The organism is Cupriavidus sp. BIC8F, assembly GCF_032465815.1.
Taxonomy (GTDB): domain Bacteria; phylum Pseudomonadota; class Gammaproteobacteria; order Burkholderiales; family Burkholderiaceae; genus Cupriavidus; species Cupriavidus necator.
On sequence record NZ_CP136095.1, the window covers coordinates 1,409,877 to 1,432,245 of the forward strand.

General features: G+C 70.5%; 10 protein-coding genes. 2 read left to right on the top strand and 8 right to left on the bottom strand.

Annotation, left to right across the window (positions count from 1 at the left end; translation table 11 throughout):
- Positions 1-31 precede the first annotated feature (31 nt).
- The 8 genes from treY to RS901_RS26675 all read right to left on the bottom strand — a co-directional run bounded on the left by treY (position 32) and on the right by RS901_RS26675 (position 21,147).
- Positions 32-2,719, bottom strand: coding sequence for a malto-oligosyltrehalose synthase (gene treY / locus RS901_RS26640; protein WP_316157137.1), 2,688 nt, complete (start codon positions 2,717-2,719; stop codon positions 32-34).
- Positions 2,719-4,725, bottom strand: a complete 2,007-nt coding sequence (treZ, locus tag RS901_RS26645) for a malto-oligosyltrehalose trehalohydrolase (RefSeq protein WP_316157139.1) — start codon at positions 4,723-4,725, stop codon at positions 2,719-2,721. Before treZ ends, treY begins: the two co-directional genes overlap by 1 nt.
- Before the next feature lie 224 nt (positions 4,726-4,949).
- Positions 4,950-7,493 (bottom strand): glycogen/starch/alpha-glucan phosphorylase, encoded by a 2,544-nt coding sequence (locus RS901_RS26650; RefSeq protein WP_316157141.1) that lies wholly within the window; start codon positions 7,491-7,493, stop codon positions 4,950-4,952.
- A 106-nt stretch (positions 7,494-7,599) separates the two neighbouring features.
- On the bottom strand, positions 7,600-9,849 hold the full coding sequence (gene malQ / locus RS901_RS26655) for a 4-alpha-glucanotransferase (protein ID WP_316157142.1): 2,250 nt from the start codon (positions 9,847-9,849) through the stop codon (positions 7,600-7,602).
- Positions 9,846-12,080 carry a glycogen debranching protein GlgX gene (gene glgX / locus RS901_RS26660; RefSeq protein WP_316157143.1) on the bottom strand — a complete coding sequence of 745 codons (2,235 nt, stop codon included), beginning with the start codon at positions 12,078-12,080 and terminating at the stop codon, positions 9,846-9,848. Before glgX ends, malQ begins: the two co-directional genes overlap by 4 nt.
- Positions 12,077-14,347, bottom strand: coding sequence for a 1,4-alpha-glucan branching protein GlgB (gene glgB, locus RS901_RS26665; RefSeq protein WP_316157144.1), 2,271 nt, complete (start codon positions 14,345-14,347; stop codon positions 12,077-12,079). The genes glgX and glgB overlap by 4 nt, the downstream gene beginning before the upstream one ends.
- Positions 14,344-17,709, bottom strand: coding sequence for a maltose alpha-D-glucosyltransferase (gene treS / locus RS901_RS26670; protein ID WP_316157145.1), 3,366 nt, complete (start codon positions 17,707-17,709; stop codon positions 14,344-14,346). The genes glgB and treS overlap by 4 nt, the downstream gene beginning before the upstream one ends.
- Positions 17,710-17,730: 21 nt before the next feature.
- On the bottom strand, positions 17,731-21,147 hold the full coding sequence (locus tag RS901_RS26675) for a maltotransferase domain-containing protein (protein ID WP_316157146.1): 3,417 nt from the start codon (positions 21,145-21,147) through the stop codon (positions 17,731-17,733).
- Positions 21,148-21,496: 349 nt separating this feature from the next.
- Here RS901_RS26675 and RS901_RS26680 point away from each other — a divergent pair, with 349 nt between their 5' ends.
- Positions 21,497-21,868, top strand: a complete 372-nt coding sequence (locus RS901_RS26680; RefSeq protein ID WP_316157147.1) for a hypothetical protein — start codon at positions 21,497-21,499, stop codon at positions 21,866-21,868.
- 37 nt (positions 21,869-21,905) lie between these two features.
- Positions 21,906-22,358 carry a PA2169 family four-helix-bundle protein gene (locus RS901_RS26685; protein ID WP_316157148.1) on the top strand — a complete coding sequence of 151 codons (453 nt, stop codon included), beginning with the start codon at positions 21,906-21,908 and terminating at the stop codon, positions 22,356-22,358.
- Positions 22,359-22,369: the final 11 nt, after the last annotated feature.

Here is a 22,369-nt window from a genome sequence, read left to right on the forward strand (position 1 = left end):
GACCGCGACCGTTCGCGTTGCCCGGGGCCGCTTACGGCTGGCGCAGCAGCAGCGCCACCGGCAAGCCGCCCAGCACCTCGCGCAGGCGCAGCCGGCCCATGGGTGCGTCCAGCACATGGCCGGTCAGCGCATCGATCCAGCGGCTGGGCTGCGGCGCGCCCACGTCCAGGGTAGTGTCACCCCAGCCCGTGGGCGGGATGCGCGGCATGGTCGGGTCGACCTGCGTGGCCGCCAGCCGCGTCACCACCGTGATGGCCTGGTGCGCTTGCTCGTTGCGGGCAAAGGCCAGCACCTGCGGCACCAGTGCGCCCTGCGCCGCCAGCATGCTGTATTGCCCGTCGGCAAAGAGCCGGGGATGGGTGCGGCGTACTGCCAGCACCTGGCGTATCAGTTGCTGCTTGAGGCGTCCGTCGCGCCAGTGCGCCAGCCAGTGGGCCCAGCCAGCGCTGCAGCCCAGGCGCGCGCGCAGTTGCGCAAAATCGGGCGGGCGCCGGTTGTCCGGGTCCACCAGGCTAAGGTCCCAGCCTTCGCATCCCTGGTAGCGGTCGGGGATGCCCGGTGCGGTCAGCTGCACCAGCACCTGTGCCAGGCTGTTGACGGCGCCAGCCACGGCAATGTGCTGCGCAAACTGGCCGATATGCGCCAGCACACCCAACGGCCAGCCCGCCGCGATGGCGCGCAGGAAGGCCTCGCACGCAGCTTCGTACGCTGCGTCGGGGCAGGTCCAGTTGCCGTGGCGCTTGGCTTCGCGGATGGCCTTGAGCTGCCACGCGGACACGCGCTCCAGGAGGGCGTCGACGGTGTTGCTGCCTGCAGGTTTGCCGATGTCCTCCATCGGCCACGCGCCGACCAGGGTCTGGTACAGCATCAGGCGGTCGCCGGGGTCGGGCGCCTGCGGCAGGGTCGACAGCAGCGGTGCGCATGCGCGTTCCCATGCCGCCACGGCATCGGCCCAGGCGTCGGGCATCTCGCTCAGCACGGCCAGGCGCATGCGTGTGTCCTCGCCGCGCTTGTGGTCGTGGGTCGCAGTGGCCAGCATGGCATGAGGACAGGCCAGGCGCCGCGCCGCCATGCGCGCATGGAATTGCGCCGGCGGCAGCGCCAGCGTGGCGGGGTCGCTGCCCACCTCGTTGCGCGACAGCAGCCGCCCGTAGCGGTAGAACGCCGTGTCTTCGCCGGCCTTGGCTGCCAGCGCGGGCATCAGCTGCTGCAGGCGGCGCCGCAGCACGCCGGTTTCACTGTCGGGCGGGGCTGGCGTGCGCAGGCAGCCGCCGATAAAGGCCAGTGCCACGGCCTCGTCCGGGGCCAGGCCGGCGCGCGCCGCCTGCATGGCTTGGTCCAGCATGGCATCGTCGGCCTGTGCGGCCGAGGCGTCGCGCGCCCCGGGTTGCGCGTCAAAGTAGCTGCGGTAGACGGGCACCGCCGCCATCAGCGCGGCCAGCGCGCGCCGCAGCGCCGCGCGTGTCAGGTCGCGCGTGCCGGGCTCCTGCTTCGCGCAGTCGTGCAGGCAGGCGGCCGCGCCCTCGTACTCGGTCACCAGGTGCCGCTCCAGCACCTGGCGCCGCGCTGCGGCGACATGGGCGGCATACGGGCGCGCATCGCCGCTGGCCGATGCCCACAGCGCGCCCAGCGGCGCCTCGCCGTTGCCGTCGTGCAGCACGGCGGCCACATCGTCCATGAAGTCGTAGCCGGTGGTGCCATCGACCTGCCAGTCCGGCGCCAGGCGTTCGCGCGGGCCCAGGATCTTCTCGACCACCAGCCATGGGTGCGCCAGCCGCAGCAGCGGCGGGCGCGCGGCGGCGTGCCGGTCCAGTTCGGCACGCAGCCGGCGGCAGTAGCCAGCGGGATCGGCCAGGCCGTCGACATGATCGACGCGCACGCCGTCGATCCAGCCTTCGCGCAGCAGGCGCAAGACCAGTGCGTGGACGGCGTCGAATACCTGCGGGTCTTCCTCGCGCACGCCGACGAGATCGCTGATCTCGAAAAAGCGCCGCCAGTTCAGTGCCGCGGCGGCGGTGCGCCACCAGGCCAGCCGGTAGTGCTGGCGCTCCAGCAGCGCGTGCAGCCGGGTGCGGCCTTCGGCCTGCGTGGGGTCGTACCAGCCGGGCTGGGTTGCGGCCGCGGCATCCACGCTGCCCGGCGCCAGCGGCAGCGAGTGCTCGAAATAGCGCAGGTGGGCGGCAGCCTCCGCGCTTGCGGGCACCCATTGCAGCTCGCCCGCCACCAGCGTGTCCCAGTAGGACTGACCCAGCATCGGCAGCAGCACCTTGCCATGCAGGGCGGGGTCGCGCGGGGTCCAGTCGATGTCGAAGCTGCCGGCGCAGCGGCTGGCGCGTCCGTGGGTCAGCACGTCGCGCCACCAGCGGTTGTGGGTGGCGTCCGCCGCCATATGGTTGGGCACGATGTCCAGCACCAGGCCGAGGCCGGCGGCGCGGGCGCGCCCGGCCAGCGCTTTCAGGCCGGGCTCGCCGCCCAGCTCGTCGCGCACGCGGGTGAAGTCGGTGACGTCGTAGCCATGGGTGGAGCCCGGGCGCGCGCTGCACACTGGCGACAGGTACAAGTGGCTGACGCCGAGCGCGGCGTAGTAGTCAACCACGGCGGCGGCATCGGCAAAGGTGAAGCCCGGATGCAGCTGCAGCCGGGCGGTGGCGCGGGGCAGGTCATGGTCGCCGCCATCGCCATGGCCGCCTGGCTGGGACTCCGGCAAGCCGGCGGGCATTATCTGGCGCGCGCCGCGGCGGGCTCGCACATGGTGGCGACGCAGGCCAGCGGCGGCAGCATGCCGGCGGACAGCTCGGCCGCGGCGCCGGGCAGGCTTTCATGCAGCGCCGCGCTCATGTCGCGGCACGGGCGCGTGCATGGCACGGCTTCGCTGCCCAGGTTCAGCCACAGGCTCAGCTCCATGCCGTCCATCAGCCGCCAGCGTGCGCACAGCGCGGCCGGACCCAGGATATCGACGCCGGCCGACTGGCAGCCGGCCAGCCGGTCCAGCAGTTCACGGCGGCGGACGGAGAGCAGTTCGCGGTAGTACGGGGTCCAGTCGCCGTCGTCCTCCAGCTCGGGGCGCGACGCCTCGAAGGTGGCCGGGTCGTTGGGGTCGGGGATAGCCGCGGCGCGCGCATCATCGCGGAATGCCGCGGAAGCCGCAAACTCGCGGCGCCGGCCGTCGCGCACGGCCTGCGCCAGTTCGGGCGGGTGGCTGGTGAAGTAGAGGAAGGGCCGCTGCGTGCCGGTTTCCTCGCCCATGAACACCAGCGGCACCTGCGGGCACAGCAGCTGCAGCGCCACCGCTGCGCGCAGCGCATCGCGGTCCGCCAGGCCGGCCAGCCGGTCGCCCAGTGCGCGGTTGCCGGTCTGGTCGTGGTTCTGCAGGAAGCAGACGAAGGCCGTGGGCGGCAGATGCGCGCTGGGCTGGCCGCGGCGCACGCCGTCCGCGCTTGACGACGCGCCCGGCGCGGCGGCAGAGCGGTGCGCCGACAGTTCGCCCTGATAGGCAAAGCCTTCGCCCAGCACGCGCGCAAGGTGGCGCAGCGCGGGCTCGCTGCGCCCCGCAGCCGCACCCTCGCCCTCATCGGCGCAGCGGGTGTAGTCGCAGTAGTAGCCGTCGCTCTCGCCGGTCAGCAGCACGTGCAGGGCATGGTGTGCGTCATCGTTCCACTGGGCGTCGTAGCCCTTGGCCAGCAGTTCGGCGTCGTTGTTGTCGTTCTCCAGCACCAGGTGCAGATGGCGGCCGGCGCCGTCGCCTTCGGCCAGCATGGTGCGCAGCTCGCCGGGCAGCGCCGCCAGCCAGCCTTCGTCCTCGATCGCGTGCACGGCGTCCAGGCGCAGGCCGTCGAAGCGGAACTGCTCCAGCCAGTAGCACGCGTTCTCGGTGAAGAAGCGCCGCACCTGCGGCCGGCGGAAATCGATGGCCGGCCCCCACGGGGTGTGCCGGTCCGCGCGGAAGAACGCGCTGGCGTAGCGGTGCAGGTAGTTGCCCTCCGGCCCGAAATGGTTGTAGACCACGTCCAGCAGCACCATCATGCCGAGCTGGTGGGCGCGGTCCACCAGCGCGCGCAGTTCGTCCGGCGTGCCGTAGGCGGACTCCGGCGCGAATGGCAGCACGCCGTCATAGCCCCAGTTGCGCGCGCCGGGGAACTCCGCCAGCGGCATCAGCTCGACCGCGGTGAAGCCCAGCGCCGCCAGCCGCGGCAGCTGCCGCGCCGCGCCGGCAAAGCCATCGCACAGGCCCACGTGCATCTCATAGATGATGGCTTCATGCCACGGGCGCCCGCGCCAGTCGGGGCACGCCCACGCAAAGGCGCCAGCGGCGTCGGGAGCGGGCACGATGCTAGGCCCGTGCACATCGTCGGCCTGCCCGCGCGAGGCCGGGTCGGGCACGGTGGTGCCGTCGTCAAGCCGGAACCAGTAGCGTGCCCCTTTGCAGCACGGAACGATGGCCTCGAACCAGCCGTTGGCGCCGGCCGCCATGCGCACCGGACCGAGCCCGGCGATCTCCAGCCGCACCGCCTGGCCTTGCTCGGCTGCGTCCGGGGCCCACAGGCGGAACCGCACGCGGCCGTCTGGCAGCCAGGCCGGGCCGAACAGGTAGTCGTGCGCAGGTTCGTCGTTGCCGGGCAGGCCCGGCTGCCCGACCGCAGCGGGCGCTGCAAAGCAGTCGTGCGGGGCCAGGCTGGGCATGGCGGAGCGGGCGCCGGGGGCGAGAAGAAACGGGTTGGCGTGCAAATTCGGCTCCTGGCTTCCGGACAGCTGTGGGAAGTGCCAAGGGAGAGCCGGCCGGATGACCGGTTTTGGCACGATGCGAACTCCATGCCCGCAGAACAACGCTTTGCTAGGCCGCCTGCTGGCGGTGGCAACCGCCAGCGCGGGCTTTGTTACATGGGCCATTGTAGAAACTACCCGGGCGGTGCGGACGTGCACTAGCCCACGCCCGCGGTGCCCCAGATTGCTTACGCGGCGCGCGGGGCGTGCGCCGGAGATTCACCCTGCCAGGGCGCACCGCTGGCGCGGTGCAGCAGCCGCACCGGCACCGGCTCGATGTGCCAGATGCGCTCGCAATACTCGCGGATCGCCCGGTCCGAAGAAAAGCGCCCGGAGCGGGCGCACGACAGCACCGACATGCGTTGCCAGCGCGCCGGCTCGGCAAAGGCCTGGGAGACTTTCTCCTGGCACTCGATGTATGAGGCGAAGTCGGCCATCAGCAGGTAGGGGTCGTGCATCTGCTGAGGGTCGAACAGCGGACGGAACAGCGCCGGGTCGCCGCGCGAGAAGAAGCCCTGCTGGACCAGGTCGATCACCGCGCGCAGCTGCGGGTGGCTGTGGTAGTAAGCGGCAGGATCGTAGCCGCTTGCACGCAGCGCATAGACCTCAGGCGCGGTCAGGCCGAACGGGAAGAAGTTGTCGTTGCCCACGGCTTCGCGCAGCTCGATATTGGCGCCGTCCATGGTGCCGATATTGAGCGCGCCATTCATCGCGAACTTCATGTTGCCGGTGCCGGACGCTTCCTTGCCCGCCAGCGAGATCTGCTCGGCCAGGTCGGCCGCCGGGTAGATGCGCTGCCCGTAGGTGACGTTGAAGTTGGGCAGGAACACCACCTTGAGCCGGTCGCGCACCTGCGGGTCGCGGTTGACCACGTCGGCCACCGAGGTGATGAAGCGGATCATCAGCTTGGCATAGGCGTAGCCCGGCGCCGCCTTGCCGCCAAACAGGAAGGTGCGCGGCTGGATCCTGGTGCCGGGGTCGGATTTGATGCGGTGGTACAGCGCGATCACATGCAGCACCGCCAGGTGCTGGCGCTTGTATTCGTGGATGCGCTTGACCATCACGTCGAACATGGAGGAAGGGTCCACCACCACGCCGGTGGTGTCGCGGACCAGCTCGGCCAGCGCCACCTTGTTCTGGTGCCGCGCGGCGTGCCATTGTTCGCGAAAGCCCGCGTCCTCGGCATACGGCTCGAGCGCGCGGATCTGCGCCAGGTCGGAGATCCAGCCGTCGCCGATCGCCTCCGACACCAGCCGCGTCAGGCGCGGATTGGACAGCGCCAGCCAGCGCCGCGGCGTCACGCCGTTGGTGATGCTGGTGAATTTCTCCGGCCACATCTCGTGGAAATCCTTGAGCACGTCCTCGCGCATCAGCCGTGAGTGCAGTTCGGCTACGCCGTTGATGGCGTGGCTGCCCACGCACGCCAGGTTGGCCATGCGCACCTGCCGTTCGCCGTGCTCATTGATCAGCGACAGCCGCGCCAGGCGCGATTCGTCGCCGTAGAAACGGATCCGCACCTCGTCCAGCAAGCGCGCGTTGATCTCCAGGATGATCTCGAGATGGCGCGGCAGCACCCGGGCAAACAGCGGCAGCGGCCACTGCTCCAGCGCTTCGGGCAGCAGCGTGTGGTTGGTGTAGGCAAAGGCATGCTGCGTGATGTGCCAGGCCTCGTTCCAGGGCAGGTCATGGTCGTCGACAAGCAGCCGCATCAACTCGGCAATGCCCACGGCCGGGTGGGTGTCGTTCAGCTGCACCGCGAATTTCTCGTGGAAGCGCGTCACCGGGATGCCGTCGACGGCGAGCAGCCGCAACATGTCTTGCAGCGAACAGGCGACGAAGAAGTACTGCTGCTCCAGCCGCAGCTCCTTGCCCTGGCTGGTCTCGTCGTTGGGGTAGAGGACCTTGGTCAGGTTCTCGGAAGTGACCTTCTTGCTGACCGCGCCCAGGTAGTCGCCGCGGTTGAAGGTATGGAAGTCGAAGGCCTCGGTGGCGTCTGCGCGCCACAGCCGCAGGGTGTTCACGGTATTGACGCGGTAGCCCAGGATCGGCGAGTCGAATGGCACACCCACCACGGTCTTGGCGGGCACCCAGCGTACGCGGTAGTGGCCGCGGTCGTCGGTGTAGTGCTCGGTGTGGCCGCCCAGGCGCACCTGCACGGCCCACTCTGAGCGCTGGATCTCCCACGGGTTGCCGTTGCGCAGCCAGGTGTCGGTGGATTCCACCTGCATGCCGTCGATGATGGTCTGCTGGAAGATGCCGTATTCGTAGCGGATGCCATAGCCTAGCGCGGGGATTTCCAGCGTCGCCAGCGAATCCATGAAGCAGGCCGCCAGCCGGCCCAGGCCGCCATTTCCCAGCCCCGGCTCGACCTCTTGCTCCAGGATGCGGTCAAGATCCAGCCCGGCAGCGGACATGGCCTCGCGCACCTCGTCGAAGATGCCCAGGTTGATCAGGTTGTTGCCCAGGTGCGGGCCCATCAGGAATTCGGCCGACAGGTAGGCGACGGTGCGCGAGGGCTGGCCCAGGTAGGCTTCGGCGGTGCTGATCCAGCGCTGCACCAGGCGGTCGCGCACGGTATGCGCCGCGGCCTGGTAGAGGTCGTTCTGGCTGGCGTGGCCAGGCAGCTTGCCCTGGGTATGGAAGACGTGGTCGAGGAAGGCCCGGCGCAGGCTGGCGCCGGACAGTGCGGTGCGGGTGTCATCGGCATGCTCGGGCCGGACAGATTCCTTCATGGCGAGGCTCCTGCGCAGGTGCGTGGGTCAAGCTTAGTGGATGGAGCAATCCCTGCACGGAGATCGCGGCGCTGGTCTTGCAAGCGGCACTTTTGCGGGCCCGTGGCTATGCGCGTGGCGGCGGATGGCGTGCGCCGTGACGGCCGCCGCGCAGGGCGTCGGCCCGCGCCTGCACCGCCGGGGTATCGAACAGTGCACGTACATCGGCATCGAGCCGGCGCTGCCAGTTGGGATGGATGCTGGTGGTGCCGGGCAGGTTGGGCTGCTCGGCTTCGCCCAGCAGATCTTCCAGCGGCACCAGGCGCATGGCGGTGCGCGTCGTGCCCAGCCACGCCAGCACGGCATCGAGCGGGGCATGGGCGGGGCCCGGCACGGCGCCGCTGCACAGCCCCGCTTCGCACAGCGCCTGCCATAACGCGCCGCGCTCGCGCGCACGGCCGGCCTGCATTTCTTCGAGGGTTTCGCCAGGCGCCAGCAGGTGCAGCCGGTCGCGCCACGCCAGGTCGCGGCCGGCCCACCAGCCAGTGACTGTGGGGAGGTCATGCGTCGAGGTGGTGGCGACGGCATCGGGCGGCCAGGCTGCGGGAGGCAGGAAGGCCGGCACGGTGTCGGGCCCAGGGGCGGGCACCCGCTGATCTGCCGCCGCCGCATCGGCTGGCGCGCTCTCTTCGCGCTGGAACCACAGCACATCGATGCCAAGCACCCCACGGGCCGACAGCGCCGCATTCAGCTCCGGCGGCACCGTGCCCAGGTTTTCGCCGATGATGATCGCGCGGTGCCGCCATGATTCCAGCGCCACCAGCCGCAGCAGGTCCTGCAGCGGATAGCGCAGATAGGCGCCTTCGCTGGCCGGGGCACCGGCCGGCACCAGCCACATGCGTGCCAGCCCCAGCACATGGTCGATGCGCAGCCCGCCGGCATGGGCCAGGTTGGCGCGCAGCATCTCCAGGAAGGCCGCATAGCCGTGGCGGCGCAACCCGCGCGGCGAGAACACCGCCACGCCCCAGTCCTGCCCGAGCGGGTTGTACAGATCCGGCGGCGCGCCGGCGTGGAAGCCCGCCAGGATTTCCTGTTGCCGCGTCCAGGCCTGGCTGCCGCCGGGGTCGGCGCCCACCGCCAGGTCGGAGACGATGCCGACCGCCATGCCCGCGCCGCGCGCGGCGCGCTGCGCGCGCGCCATGCCGTCGGCGGCGATCCATTGCAGGAAAGCGTGGTAGGCGACCTCATCGGCATGGGCCTGTGCAAAGGCCGCCACGGCGGCATCGCCGGGCGAGCGCAGCGTGACCGGCCAGCAGCGCCAGTCAGGCGCGGGGTTGTGGTTCATGCCGTTGGCGCTGTAGGCCAGCCGCCGGGCCTGGATGGCCTCGTAGCAGGCGTGCGCGTGCAACGCGGTGCCGCCGCGCACGCGAAAGGCGGCGCAGTCATCGAGCGCCGCGCGCGGCAGCAGCGCTTCGCTGCGCTCCCATAGCCAGCGCAGGATGGCGTAGCGCAGCGGCGTCAGCCTGATCCAGTCGATCTCGCTGCGGGCTTCCAGCGCTTGCAGGGACTCGCCCGCGCCGAGCGCGGCGACGGCCCAGTCTACCGCGGCCTGCCCGAATTGCACGGCGGGGTCGGCATAGAGCGGATTCAGGAACAGGCGGCTGGATGGCGCATACGGGCTATAGCGCTCGGGCAGGGCGGCAAAGCCGGCGTGCAGCGGGTTGGTGGCTACCGCGTCGGCGCTGGCGCCGGCCGCGCTGATGCAGCACTGTGCCAGCGCGCTCAGGTCGCCCATGCCGCAGGGCGCACCGCGGCGCAGGCCATAGAGCTGCACTGCCAGGCCCCAGGGCCGGGTCAGTTCGCCCGTGCGGCCGGCGTGCCGCAGCGCATCGGCAACGCCGTAGCAGCGCGGCGGCGCGATCGCCAGCACGGTATGCGCATCGCCCAGTTCCAGGCGGTGGTAGCCGCATACGTCGATGGCGGGTAGCAGCATGGTGCCGTCGCTGTTGCGCGCGCTGTCATGGTTGCCACGCACCGCGGTGCCGGTGACGATGGCGCCGTCTTCCAGCGTCAGCCGGTAGGACCGCTGCGGCAGGGTATGCGGCCACGGCAACGCCACCGGCTTGCCGCGCTCGGCGGTGACCAGCGGCGGCAGTGCATGCGCGGCGTCATCGGAGGCAAGCCACGCGCGCGACGCTTCGCACTGGCCAGTGGTGGCGCCAGGCAGGCCCAGGCCGTCCAGCACGCGCCGCAGCGCGGCGTCGGAGACAGTCTGGGGCTGGTTCCAGGCATCCGTCCACCGGGGCAGCAGGCCCGCGCGCAGCGCCAGCGCATGCAGCGGCGTGGGCGCGTCGTGGCGGGTGGCGCGCCGGCTCACGCTTGTACCTCCTGCGGCGCGCCCAGGGGCGGGCTTTCCTGGGGCGCGCTCTGGCGGCTGCGCGCCTGGGCCGCCAGCAGCACCAGCGAGTGGCCCGCCACCGTCTGGCTGTCGGCGACCGCCTCGCCTGCGAGTTCGGCCTCGGTGGCGTCGGGCCGGCTGCTGTCGAACAGCAGCGTCCAGGCCAGCACGGGCTCGGGCAGCAGGAAGGAGGCATCGGCATCGCCGGCGTTGAGCAGCAGCAAGATTACCTGCACGGTGTCGGCATCGCTCTCATCCTCTTGCGCCATCGAGCCCAGCTGCGCACGCTCCGGTTGGGGCGGCGCGGCCGCGCGGCGCAGCGCGAGCGTGCGGATCTCCGGATCGGCCCATTCCTCGGGCGTGGGCGGCTTGCCGTCGGTATCGAACCAGGCAATATCGGCAATGCCCCGCGCCGGCTCCTCGCGCCCGTGCGCGAAGCGGTCGCCGGCCAGCGAGTGCAGCCGCCGGCGCAGGGCCAGCAGGCGGCGCACCATGTGCTGCAGCGGCTGCGCGGCGGGGGTCTGGGCCTGCTTCCAGTCCAGCCACGAGATCTCGTCGTCCTGGCAGTAGGCGTTGTTGTTGCCGTGCTGGCTGCGGCCCCATTCATCGCCGGCGGTCAGCATGGGGGTTCCCTGCGACAGCAGCAGAGTGGCCATCAGCGCCTGCGCCACGTGCGCGCGGCAGGCCAGGATGGCGGGGTCGTCGGTGGGGCCTTCGATGCTGCCGTCGGGGCTCCAGTTGGCGCTGGCGTTGTCGTCGGTGCCGTCGCGGTTGTCTTCGCCGTTGGCCTCGTTGTGCTTGCTGCTGTAGCTGACCAGGTCGGCCAGCGTGAAGCCGTCGTGCGCGGTGATGAAGTTGATGCTGGCCCACGGGCGCCGGTGGCGGCGGTCGAAGAGGTCGGCAGAGGCCGCCAGTCGCGCCGCCAGTTCGCCGCGGTGGCCGGCGTCGCCGCGCCAGAAGCGGCGCGCCACGTCGCGGAACTTGTCATTCCACTCGGCAAAGCCGGGCGGCTGGTTGCCAAGCTGGTAGCCGCCCGGGCCCAGGTCCCACGGTTCGGAGATCAGCTTGACGCGGCTCAGCACCTGGTCCTGCATCAGCGCATCGAAAAAGCCCGAGCCCGCATCGAAGCCATTGCCCTCGCGCCCGAGGGTGGTGCCCAGGTCGAAGCGGAAGCCATCGACGTGGTAGCACTGCACCCAGTAGCGCAGCGAGTCCATCACCATCTGCAGCACGCGCGGATGCGACAGGTTGAGCGTATTGCCGCAGCCGGTGTCGTTGATGTAGTGGCGCTCGTCGCCCGGCACCAGCCGGTAGTAGCTGGCGTTGTCCAGACCGCGCCACGACACCGTCGGCCCGAGCGCGTTGCCCTCGCAGGTATGGTTGTAGACCACGTCCAGGATCACTTCGATGCCGGCGGCGTGCAGGCGCCGCATCGCCACCTTGAATTCCTGCAGTTGCCCGGTGCCCAGGTAAGCGGGCTCCGGTGCGAAGTACGCCATGGTGTTGTAGCCCCAGTAGTTGCGCAGTCCGCGCTCCAGCAGGAAGCGGTCCTGCAGGATGGCGTGGACCGGCAGCAGCTCGACGGTGGTGATGCCGAGCTGCACCAGGTGGTCGATAAAGCGTGGGTCGCACAGCGCGGCGAAGGAACCGCGCAGGTTGGGCAGCAGGTCGTCGCGCAGCATCGACAGGCCACGCAGGTGGGCTTCATAGATGACGGTGGACGGCCACGGCACCGCGGGCGGGCGGTCGTCGCCCCAGTGGAAGCTTTCGTCGACCACCACCGCCTTGGGCATGGTGGGGGCGCTGTCGCGGCGGTCCGGTGTCAGGTCGCCGCGCGCACTCTGCAGGCGGTAGCCGAACAACGCATCGGACCATCGCACCGGGCCGCTCAACTGGCGCGCATACGGATCCAGCAGCAGCTTGTGCGGGTTGAAGCGGTGGCCGTGCGCGGGATCGTAGGGACCGTGCGCGCGGTAGCCGTACAGCGTGCCGAGCGCCGCATTGGGCAGGTAGCCGTGCCAGATCTCGTCGGTGCATTCCGGCAGCCGCAGGCGCGCCAGCTCCTTGCGCGCGTTGTCGGAGAACAGGCACAGGTCGATGCGCGAGGCATGGGCCGAGAACACCGCGAAATTGACACCCAGGCCGTCCCAGTGGGCCCCGAGGGGATACGGCTTGCCCGGCAGCAGCCGGTCCGCGAACTGGCGGCTCATGTCGATGCGCCCTGGATGCCGCCACCCGGATCGAAGCGCAGCACCAGCGTGGCCAGCGGCGGCAGCGTCAGCGCAAGCGAAGCCGGCTGTCCGTGCGAAGGCACGTCCACTGCCGCTACCGCGCCGCCATTGCCGACATTGCTGCCGCCATACACGGCAGCATCGGTATTCAGGCATTCCTGCCAGGCGCCGGCGTACGGCACCCCAAGCCGGTAGCCATGGCGCGGCACCGGGGTCATGTTGACCACCACCAGCACCACCTCGCGGCTGTATGGGCCCGCGCGGCGCAGCCACGCGAACACGCTGTTGTGGTTGTCGTCGCCCACCACCCAGTGGAAGCCTTCCGGGCGGTGGTCCAGCGCATGCAGCGCGGGCAGCTCGCGGTAGAGGCGGTTCAGGTCGCGCACCAGCGTGTGCACGCCGCGGTGCATGGGGTGGTCCAGCAAGGCCCAGTCAAGCTCGGCATCGTGGTTCCATTCCTGCCACTGCGCCAGCTCGCCGCCCATGAACAGCAGCTTCTTGCCCGGGTGCGCCCACATGAAGCCGTAGTAGGCGCGCAGGCCGGCAAAGCGCTGCCACTCGTCGCCGGGCACCTTGCCGATCATCGAGCCCTTGCCGTGCACCACCTCGTCATGCGACAGCGGCAGCACGAAGGCCTCGGACCACGCATAGACCAGCCCGAAGGTCATGTCCTGGTGGTGCCAGGCGCGGTGGACGGGCTCGTGCCCGAGATAGTGCAGCGTGTCGTGCATCCAGCCCATGTTCCACTTGAAGTCGAAGCCAAGCCCGCCGCTGGCGACGCTGGCGGTAACGCCGGGCCACGCGGTGGACTCTTCGGCGATGGTCAGCGCACCGGGGCAGCGTTCGTGGACCACGGCGTTCAGTTCGCGCAGGAAGTCGACGGCTTCCAGGTTTTCGCGGCCGCCGAAGCGGTTCGGCACCCACTGGCCGGGCTCGCGGCTGTAGTCGCGGTAAAGCATCGACGCCACCGCGTCCACGCGCAGGCCGTCGGCATGGAAGTGCTCCAGCCAGTGCAGCGCGCCGGCCAGCAGGAAGCCGCGCACCTCGTTGCGGCCGAGGTTGTAGATCAGGGTATTCCAGTCCTGGTGGAAGCCTTCGCGCGGGTCCTCGTGCTCATAGAGCGCGGTGCCGTCGAAGCGCGCCAGCCCGTGCGGATCGGTCGGGAAGTGCGCGGGCACCCAGTCCAGGATCACGCCGATGCCGGCCTGGTGGCAGCGGTCGATAAACGCGGCGAAGGCCTGCGGCGGTCCCAGCCGCGCGGTGGGCGCATACAGCGACAGCGGCTGGTAGCCCCAGGAGCCGCCAAACGGGTGCTCGGTGATAGGCAGCAGCTCGATGTGGGTAAAGCCCAGTTCCTGCACGTACGGCACCAGCCTCTCGGCCAGGATGTCCCAGCCGCGATGCGGGTCGTTGGCCGCCTGCAGCCACGACAGGGCATGGACTTCATAGACGGACATCGGCGCAGCATAGGGATCAGCGGCGCCGCGGCGCGCCATCCAGTCGTCGTCATGCCAGGCGAAGGGGGGCGCGCCCTGGTCCGGTCCGGCCACCACCGAGGCGGTGGCGGGGGGCGCCTCGGTGGCCAGCGCGAGCGGGTCGGCCTTGTCCGGCAGCTCGGTGCCGTGCGGATCGAGCAGGTCGTACTTGTAGCGGCTGCCGGGCTGCGCGCCCAGCGCGGCGGGGATGAACAGCTCCCAGATGCCGCTGGGGTGGCGCAGCCGCATCGGGTGCCGCGCCGGGTGCCAGCCGTTGAAGTCAGCGATCACCGAGACCCGCTGCGCGTTCGGCGCCCACACGGCAAAGCGCACGCCGTCGATGCCGTCCACGCGCTGCCACTGCGCGCCCAGGCAGGCGCCCAGCTCGAAGTGGCGGCCCTCGGCGATCAGGTGCAGGTCCAGCTCGCCCAGCAGCAGGCCAAAGGCGTAAGGGTCGGCGCTGCACTGCCCGGTGCCGTCGGCCCATTGCACGCGCAGCCGGTAATCGGGCGAACTGCCCTTGTATTCGCTCGGCAGCCGCGCGGCGAAGACGCCGCCGCCGTGCAGCCGCGCCATCTCCGCCAGTGGTGTGCCGCCCGCATCGGTCAGTTGCGCCGACGCCGCCCCTGGCAGGCAGGCGCGCACCAGCGTGCCGTCGCCGTCAGGGTGCGGGCCCAGCACGGCAAACGGGTCATGGTGGCGCGCACCGAGCAAGGCCTCGAGCTCGTGGCCAGGCAGCATGCCAGGCTGCGTGCCATGGGCGGGGGTCATGGCTGGTCTCCCGGCGCCACCAGCTTACGCAGCAGCCGCGCCAGGCCGCTGACCGGCAGGTCGATCCACGCCACGCGGTTGGCGGCTTCGTAGTCGACCTCATAGGCCGCCCGTTCCAGCAGGAACAGGTCCAGCAACGGCTGCAGCTGGCCGGGCGCGACCCAGGGTGTGCCCGAGTCCTGCATGTGCTGGTGGTAGCAGTTCAGGAAGGCTTCGCTGGCGGTGGTACGGAAGCGCTCCAGCAGCACCGCGCGGCGTTCGGCCAGCTGCGGCGGCAGTTCGCTGTGGGTGCGCTCCTGCCGGTCGGTGCCGACCGTGGCCGCGGCGTAGTCCAGCGAGCGCAGCAGCCCCGCCACATCGCGCAGCGGCGAGGTCTTGCGCCGGCGCCAGTCCAGCGGCAGGCCGGGCTCGCCCTCGAAGTCGACCAGGTAGGTGTCGTTCTGAGCAATCAGCACCTGGCCCAGGTGGAAGTCGCCGTGGATGCGCGTCTGCAGGCTGCCCGGCGCGGCGGCGGCAAGCCGTTCGACCAGCGCGGGCAGCGCGTCGCGCGCGGCCATCAGGGTCTGCACGTCGGCCTCGAAGGCCTGGCGCACCGGTCCCGGCACGGTGGCGGGCGTAGACTCCAGCCGCGTCAGCGCGCGCTGCAGCGCACCCATGGCTTGCTCGGCCCACGCGCGCGCATCGCCTTCGCTGGCCGGCAACGGCGCGAAGGCGTCGTCGCCGGTGGGCCGTGCCAGCACCGCATGGAGCTCGGCCAGCCGGCGGCCGAGCGTGCCAGCCAGCGCGGCGTAGCCGTTCATGGCCTCGGCAAACTCGTCCTCGCTCTCCTGCGAGGGCAGCGCGTCATCGATGGCGCGGCCCAGGTAGTCCAGGGTCCAGTCCCAGCCATTGCCCTGGTTCAGGACATAGCCCTGCAGCAGCATCAGCGTATGCGGCACGCCATCCGGCCCGGTGCGCACCACCTCGCCCAGCAGCGGCGCCGCGTGCGCATAGGCCTGCGCGGTCAGGTAGCGCGTCATCTCGGCCTCGGGGTGGATGCCGCCAGAGACCCGGCGCACCACCTTGAGCACGGCGGTGTTGTTGTAGGACAGCGAGCTGTTGGACTGCTCGGCCGACATGTATTCGATCGGGTCGCGCTCCAGTTCAAGTTCCAGCGCGGCCAGGCCGGGCTCGGCACGGAAGTGGATGATGTCGTTCCCGGCGTGCATCTGCACGTCATTGCGCAGCGCGCGCACCACCTCGCGCGCAAAGGGCTCGACCACGAAACCGTCGGTGGCCAGCCCCACGCGGCTGCCCTGGCGCACGCGCGCCATCGACAGGCCATGTGCCAGCTGCGACACGCTGTCGGCGCTCTCCCGGTCCCACAGGATGCCCAGCGGCAGCTGGTAGCGTTCGGTGCGGCCAGGCAGGGCCACCTCGACCTCGCCCAGGTAGACATCTTCGCCGCTGCTGCCGCGCGCAAATGGCAGCACATAGGCCAGCTCGATGCGCTCAATGTGCTCGTGCTTGGCACCGAACCAGCGGCGCCGGCCGATATAGTGCGGCAGCACGTCGCTGGCCATGATGCGGCGCGAGGCGTCGGTCAGCTCCGGCCGGCCAATGTTCTGCATCACCAGGGTGATCTGGTCTGGCATTTGCTCAGGCGCCTCCACGTGCCACGACGGCGGCTGCGCCTCGTCGCTGAGCACGAACCAGTAGAAGCCATAGGGCGGCAGCGTCAGCAGGTAGGTCAGCGTGCCGATGGCCGGGAACGGCGTGGCGCCCATCATCTCCACCGGCACGCGGCCGTTGAAGGCAGACAGGTCCAACTCAACCGCCTGCGGCGCGCGCGACAGGTTGGCCACGCACAGGATGTGCTCGCCCTCGTATTCGCGCAGGTAGGCCAGGATCTTGCGGTTGCCGGGAAACAGGAAGCGCAGCGTGCCGCGGCCAAAGGCGCGATGCTTGCGCCGCAGCGCCAGCATGCGCCGCATCCAGTTCAGCAGCGAATGCGGGTCGCGCGCCTGCGCCTCGACGTTGACGGCCTCGTAGCCATACAGCGGGCCTTGCAGCGGCGGCAGCACCAGGCGCTCGGGGTCGGCGTGCGAGAAGCCGCCGTTGCGGTCGGGCGACCACTGCATCGGCGTGCGCACGCCGTCGCGGTCGCCCAGGTGGATGTTGTCGCCCATGCCGATCTCGTCGCCGTAGTAGATCACCGGCGTGCCCGGCATCGAGAACAGCAGGCTGTTCATCAGCTCGATGCGGCGCCGGTCGCGCTCCATCAGCGGCGCCAGCCGGCGGCGGATGCCCAGGTTGATGCGCGCGCGCCGGTCGGTGGCGTAGACCTCCCACAGGTAGTCGCGCTCGCTGCTGGTCACCATCTCCAGCGTCAGCTCGTCATGATTGCGCAGGAAGATGGCCCACTGGCAGTTGGGCGGCACCTCCGGCGTCTGGCGCATGATGTCGGTGATCGGGAAGCGGTCTTCACGCGCGATGGCCATGTACATGCGCGGCATCAGCGGGAAGTGGAAGGCCATGTGGCATTCATCGCCCTCCGGCTCGGGCCCGGTCAGGCCGAAGTACTGCTGCGCGTCCTCGGGCCACATATTGGCTTCGGCCAGCAGCATGCGGCCGCGGAAGTGCTGGTCCAGGTGGGCGCGGATATGGCGGATGACCGCGTGCGTCTCCGGCAGGTTCTCGTTGCTGGTGCCCTCGCGCTCGACCAGGTAGGGCACGGCGTCCAGGCGCAGGCCATCGATGCCCATGTCGAGCCAGAAGCGCATCACCGACAGCACTTCATTGAGCACCTGCGGGTTGTCGAAGTTCAGGTCCGGCTGGTGCGAGTAGAAGCGGTGCCAGAAGTAGGCGCCGGCCACCGGGTCCCAGCTCCAGTTGGACTTCTCGGTATCGCAGAAGATGATGCGGGTGCTCGCGTAGGACTGGTCGTGGTCGGACCACACGTAGTACCGGCGCGCGGCAGAGCCGGGCTTGGCCTTGCGCGCGCGCTGGAACCAGGGGTGCTGGTCCGAGGTGTGGTTGATCACCAGCTCGGTGATCACGCGCAGCCCGCGTGCATGGGCCGCGGCCACGAAGCGCCTGGCCTCGGTCAGCGTGCCATAGTCGGGGTGGACGTTGCGGTAGTCGGCGATGTCGTAGCCGTCGTCGCGTCGCGGCGACGGGTAGAACGGCAGCAGCCAGACGGTGTCCACGCCGAGGTTGACCAGGTAGTCGAGCTTGGCCAGCAGCCCGGCAAAATCGCCCACGCCGTCGCCGTTGGCGTCGTAGAAGGACTTGATGTGGAGCTGGTAGATGACCGCGTCCTTGTACCAGAGCGGATCGGCGTTGAGCAGGTCGGCACTGCCGGTTTCGGTAAGGCGTTTCATCCGTGTCTCCACGTATGCCTGTCAGGCGCCGTGCGGGTCGGTCGAGGCCGGCGCTGCGGGTGGGCGGGGGGCGGGACGCTCCAGCGGGCGTACATGCCAGACCGAGAAGGGCAGTTGCGCCGGATCCAGCCGGATGCGCTGGTGCTTGCCGCGCAGCTCGAAGCGCCGGCCATGCATCAGGTCGTGCACCGCCAGGCCGGCCTGGTCGGGCAGCCCCCATTCCCACAACGGGATTTCGATATCGGTCTCGTGTGCCGTGCGCGGATCCAGGTTGATCGCGGCCAGCAGCACGTCGTCGCCGAACAGGTAGTCGGTGCCCGGCATGAAGCGCGCGAACCACAGCACCGCGTCGCTGCCGGCATGGTAGAAGCGCAGCCCCAGGTGGTTCTGCAGCGCCGGGTGCCCGGCGCGGATCTCGTTGAGCCGTGAGATCTCCGCAACGATATTGCCTGGCTGCTGCCAGTCGCGCACGCGCAGCTGGTATTTCTCGGAATCGAGGTATTCCTCGCGCACCTTGCGGTCCAGCACGAAGGGCGCGCTCTCGCACAGCTCGAAGCCGCTGTACATGCCCCACAGCCCCGACAGCAGCGTGGCCAGCGCCGCGCGGATCAGGAACGCGGGGCGTCCGCCCTGGTGCAGGAAGTAGGGGTTGATGTCAGGTGTGTTGACGAAGAAGTGCGGGCGGAAGAAGTCGCGCAGCGGGCTTTGCGTCAGCTCGGTCAGGTATTCGGTCAGCTCCCACTTGGCATTGCGCCAGGTGAAGTACGTGTACGACTGGCTGAAGCCCAGCTTGGCCAGCCGCGCCATCATCTTCGGCCGGGTGAAGGCCTCGGCCAGGAAGATGGTGTCGGGGTGGCGCGCGCGCACGTCGGCGATCATCCACTCCCAGAACGGCAGCGGCTTGGTGTGCGGGTTGTCCACGCGGAAGATGCGCACGCCCTGGTCGGCCCAGAACATCACCACGTCGCGCAGGGCCTGCCATAGCGCGGCGCCCGCGGGCGGCGCGGCGTAGAAATCGACGTTGACGATGTCCTCGTACTTCTTGGGCGGGTTCTCGGCATAGCGCAGCGAACCGTCGGGGCGGTGTGCGAACCATTCCGGGTGGTCGCGCAGCCACGGATGGTCGGGCGAGCACTGGATGGCGAAGTCCAGTGCCAGCTCCAGGCCATGTCTGGCCGCCGCGTCGCGCAGGCGGCGGAAGTCTTCAAAGGTGCCGAGCTCGGGATGCAGCGCATCGTGGCCGCCTTCCTCGCCGCCGATGGCGTAGGGGCTGCCGTGATCGCCCGGCTCGGCACGCAGGCTGTTGTTGCGGCCCTTGCGGTGGGTGCGGCCGATCGGGTGGATCGGCGTGAAGTAGAGCACGTCGAAGCCCATCGCGCGAATGTTGGGCAGCCTGGCGATGACATCGTCGAAGGTTCCGTGGCGGGTCTCGTCGTTGCTTTGCGAACGCGGGAACAGCTCGTACCAGCTGGCGTAGCGCGCGGCCAGGCGATCGGCCTCGACCGGCATGGCCACCGGATGACGCGAGGCAAACGGGCGCCCCGCCGGGGTTGCCATCACCGCCTGCATCGCAGCCGCGGTGCGTGGTGACAGCAGGATCTCCTGCCGGCGTGCGTCATCGCCGGCAGCGGTGGTCAGTTCGTCGACGATGGCTGAGAGCTCGCTGTTCGTGGCTACTCTCCGGTTGTCCTTGCTGCCATTGCCCTGCTTCCCGTTCCAGGCAGGCTGCAGCAGCGTACCGGCCACCAGCCGCGCGCCTTCCTCGATCTCCAGTGCCACGTTGAGGCCGGCCGCGCGCTTCTTGCCGATCTCGTCGAGCCAGCTGGCGAAGGTGTCGCGCCAGGCCTCGACCGTGAATTCATGCCGGCCCAGCGCCACCAGCGGGAAGCTGCCTTCCCAGCGGTCGTTGATCACGGGCTGCATCGGCGCTTCGTGCCAGCCAGTCTCGCCCGGCGCACGCCACAACACCGCGGCGGCGAGCTTGTCATGGCCATCCATCCAGATATCGGCACTGACAGTCACGCGCTCGCCCACCACGCGCCGCACGGCGAAGCGGCCTTCGTTGCAGGCGGGCTCGACGTGCTCGATGGCGATCCGCGGGGCCTCCATCGCCGCCGCCACGCTGCCCAGGCCGGTGGCGGCCAGCGTTTCATGGCCGTGTGGCGCGCGCGCGTCGGCGGCCGGCATGCCGGGCCGCGTCAGGGGCACCGGTGGCACTTCATAGAGGCGGATATCGGCGGGCGCCAGCGTGATGCTGGCCAGCGCATCGAGCCGGTGATTGGCCTCGAGCGTCCCGCCCGGGCCACCCAGTGACGACTCCAGGTGCGCGCTGGCGTGCGGCAGCGCGCTCAGCACGCGGTCGGCGCCCAGCGTGCCGGGCGCCGCGGGGTCCGGATTGAGCACCACTGCCAGGGCTGGTGCGCCATCGGGTACCGCAGGGTCGCTACGGTTGCCGGCCGCGTCGGGCGGGGCGCAGGCGCCGTCCGGCACAGGCAGCCGTGCCAGCACCGTCAGCGGCGCATCGGGTCCGCTCAGCAGGCGCACGGCCAGTGCCGGTGCCGGATCGCGCGCAGCCAGCCAGGTATTGGTTTCCAGCAGCTCATGGGTGATGTCGTACGGCGCGCCCTGATGCGCGGCGCCAGCCGCCGCCAGCGGGTCGCGTGCCAGCGCGCCGCCGGTCTCGAAGCCGGCCGGCACCAGGATGCCGTCGCCGATCGCCGCGGCGGTCCACAGCGCACGCCGCGCGCTGAGCGCGTCATGGCTTGCCGGCGTCAGCGCGGGGGCGGCCAGCACCCGGCCAAAGGGGCGCAGCCGCGCGATTTCCTCGGTCAGCCAGGGACTGCGAAAATCCCACCAGGGCAGCGAGCAGAAGGCGGCGTCGAAGCCGGCGGGCGCCAGGTCATTCAGTTGCGCCGGCGTCAGTCCCGGCGTCCACGCCAGGAAGCACAGTGCACCGCGCGCCTGTGCCGGTACGGCATCGCTGCGCAGCGTGCCGGTCAGCGCCGCCCAATGCCTGCCGGGCACGCGTGCCGGCGCACGGCAGCAGAAGCCCGCTGCACCTGCCACCCAGGCCTGGCGCAGCCGGGCCGCCCACCACTGCACCAGCGCATCGGCCGCGCGCTGGTCATGCCAGCGCAGGCGCGCGCCGGGGATGTGGCTGTCGGTCTCGTGTGGGGCGAAGGCTGGGGTCGCACTGTCGATCCAGCCAGGGTCGGGAGCTGGCCCAGCGCCGTCGGCGTGGTTGACCGCATAGCGGTCCAGTGAGATGTCTAGCAGCGGGGCCAGCCCGTGCCGGGCGCAAGCCGCGAAAGCGCCTTCGCCGGGCAGGTGCGGCCAGCCGCCGATCAGTACGTGGTCGAAGCCCAGTGCCGCCGCGTGCTGGAGCGCGTGTTCATCGGCATCGGGCGTTCCGATCAGGTCGATCTGGCAGATCCGCACAAAATCCTCCCGGTGTTTCGCTCCGACGGAGCAACAAAAATCCCGGTCCGGCGCCTCGCGGCCCGCCGGCGGGATGGCACAGCCAGCCATGCGAAGTGCGTGCCAGCGCGCCCGGCCGGTCGCCATTGCGCGCCTGGCCAAGGCGCCTCAAGGGCAAGCGCCGCGGCACGTCATGTGCGCGATGCCGTACGGCTTGTAAATACTACCGGTGCGCACCGTGCCGATGGAAAGAACGCGCAGGGCAGTGGGGCCGATGCGAGCGCGGTGCCCCGCAGGTACGCTTCTTGCCCCTCTCGGGCAGCGCGTGTTGTCCCCGGCACGGTGGGAAAGCCGCGCAACGGGAGACTCAATGGACTGGTGGCTGGAGGCAGCGCAATGGCCGGCGATGGTGGTGACCGTGGTGGCCACCTGGCTGGTCGGCTCACGCCGGACCGCTCGCCGGCGGGCCGGCTTCTGGGTTTTCCTTGCCAGCAACGTGCTGTGGATTGCCTGGGGCTGGCACGGTGGCGCCTATGCGCTGGTCGTCCTGCAACTGGCGCTGATCGCGATGAACCTGCGCGGCATGCGCGAGGCCCGCAAGGCGTGGCCGCCCGCCTCGCACCGCGCGCTTGCGGCCGCTGGCGGCGCGCAGAACGAGCCGCTATCCTTGCACGAGCCCGGTGTGCGGCGCACGTCCGGCGCGAGCGAGCAACCGCCGGCGGCAGCCGGCCCCGATCGGTGACTTCACGGGTCCGCGCGCGGACCAGGGCAGGTGTGTCATGGCGAAGAAGAAGATCCTGCTGCTCAATGCGCTGATCGCGGCATCGCGCGAAGGCGAGCTTGGGTGCCGCCGCGCAGCCCTGGCCGCGGCCAATCCCCACCTGAAATCGCTGCTCACCAGCCGCGCCAATGCGTTTGCGCAAGCGGCGCGGGAGCTGCAGGCGTGCCTGCTTGACCTGGGGCAGCTGCCCGACATGACGGCGGCCCCGGCAGCTTCGGCTGCGTCAACTGGACGCGCCATCGGCAAGCACGGCTCGGACAGGTCCATCCTGCAAGCGGTCAGCAAGCGCGAGCACGCCGTGCAGCGGCGCTATGCGCGGGCCCTGCGCGCGCAGGTGCTGGGCGCGCGCCTGCGGGCCGTGGTGCGCCGCCAGTACCGTGGGGTGCAGGTCAGCCACGAGCTGTTTCGCGTGCTGCAGCAGCAGTACCGGACGCCGCCGGCAAGCCCGTAGCCGCCGGCCCG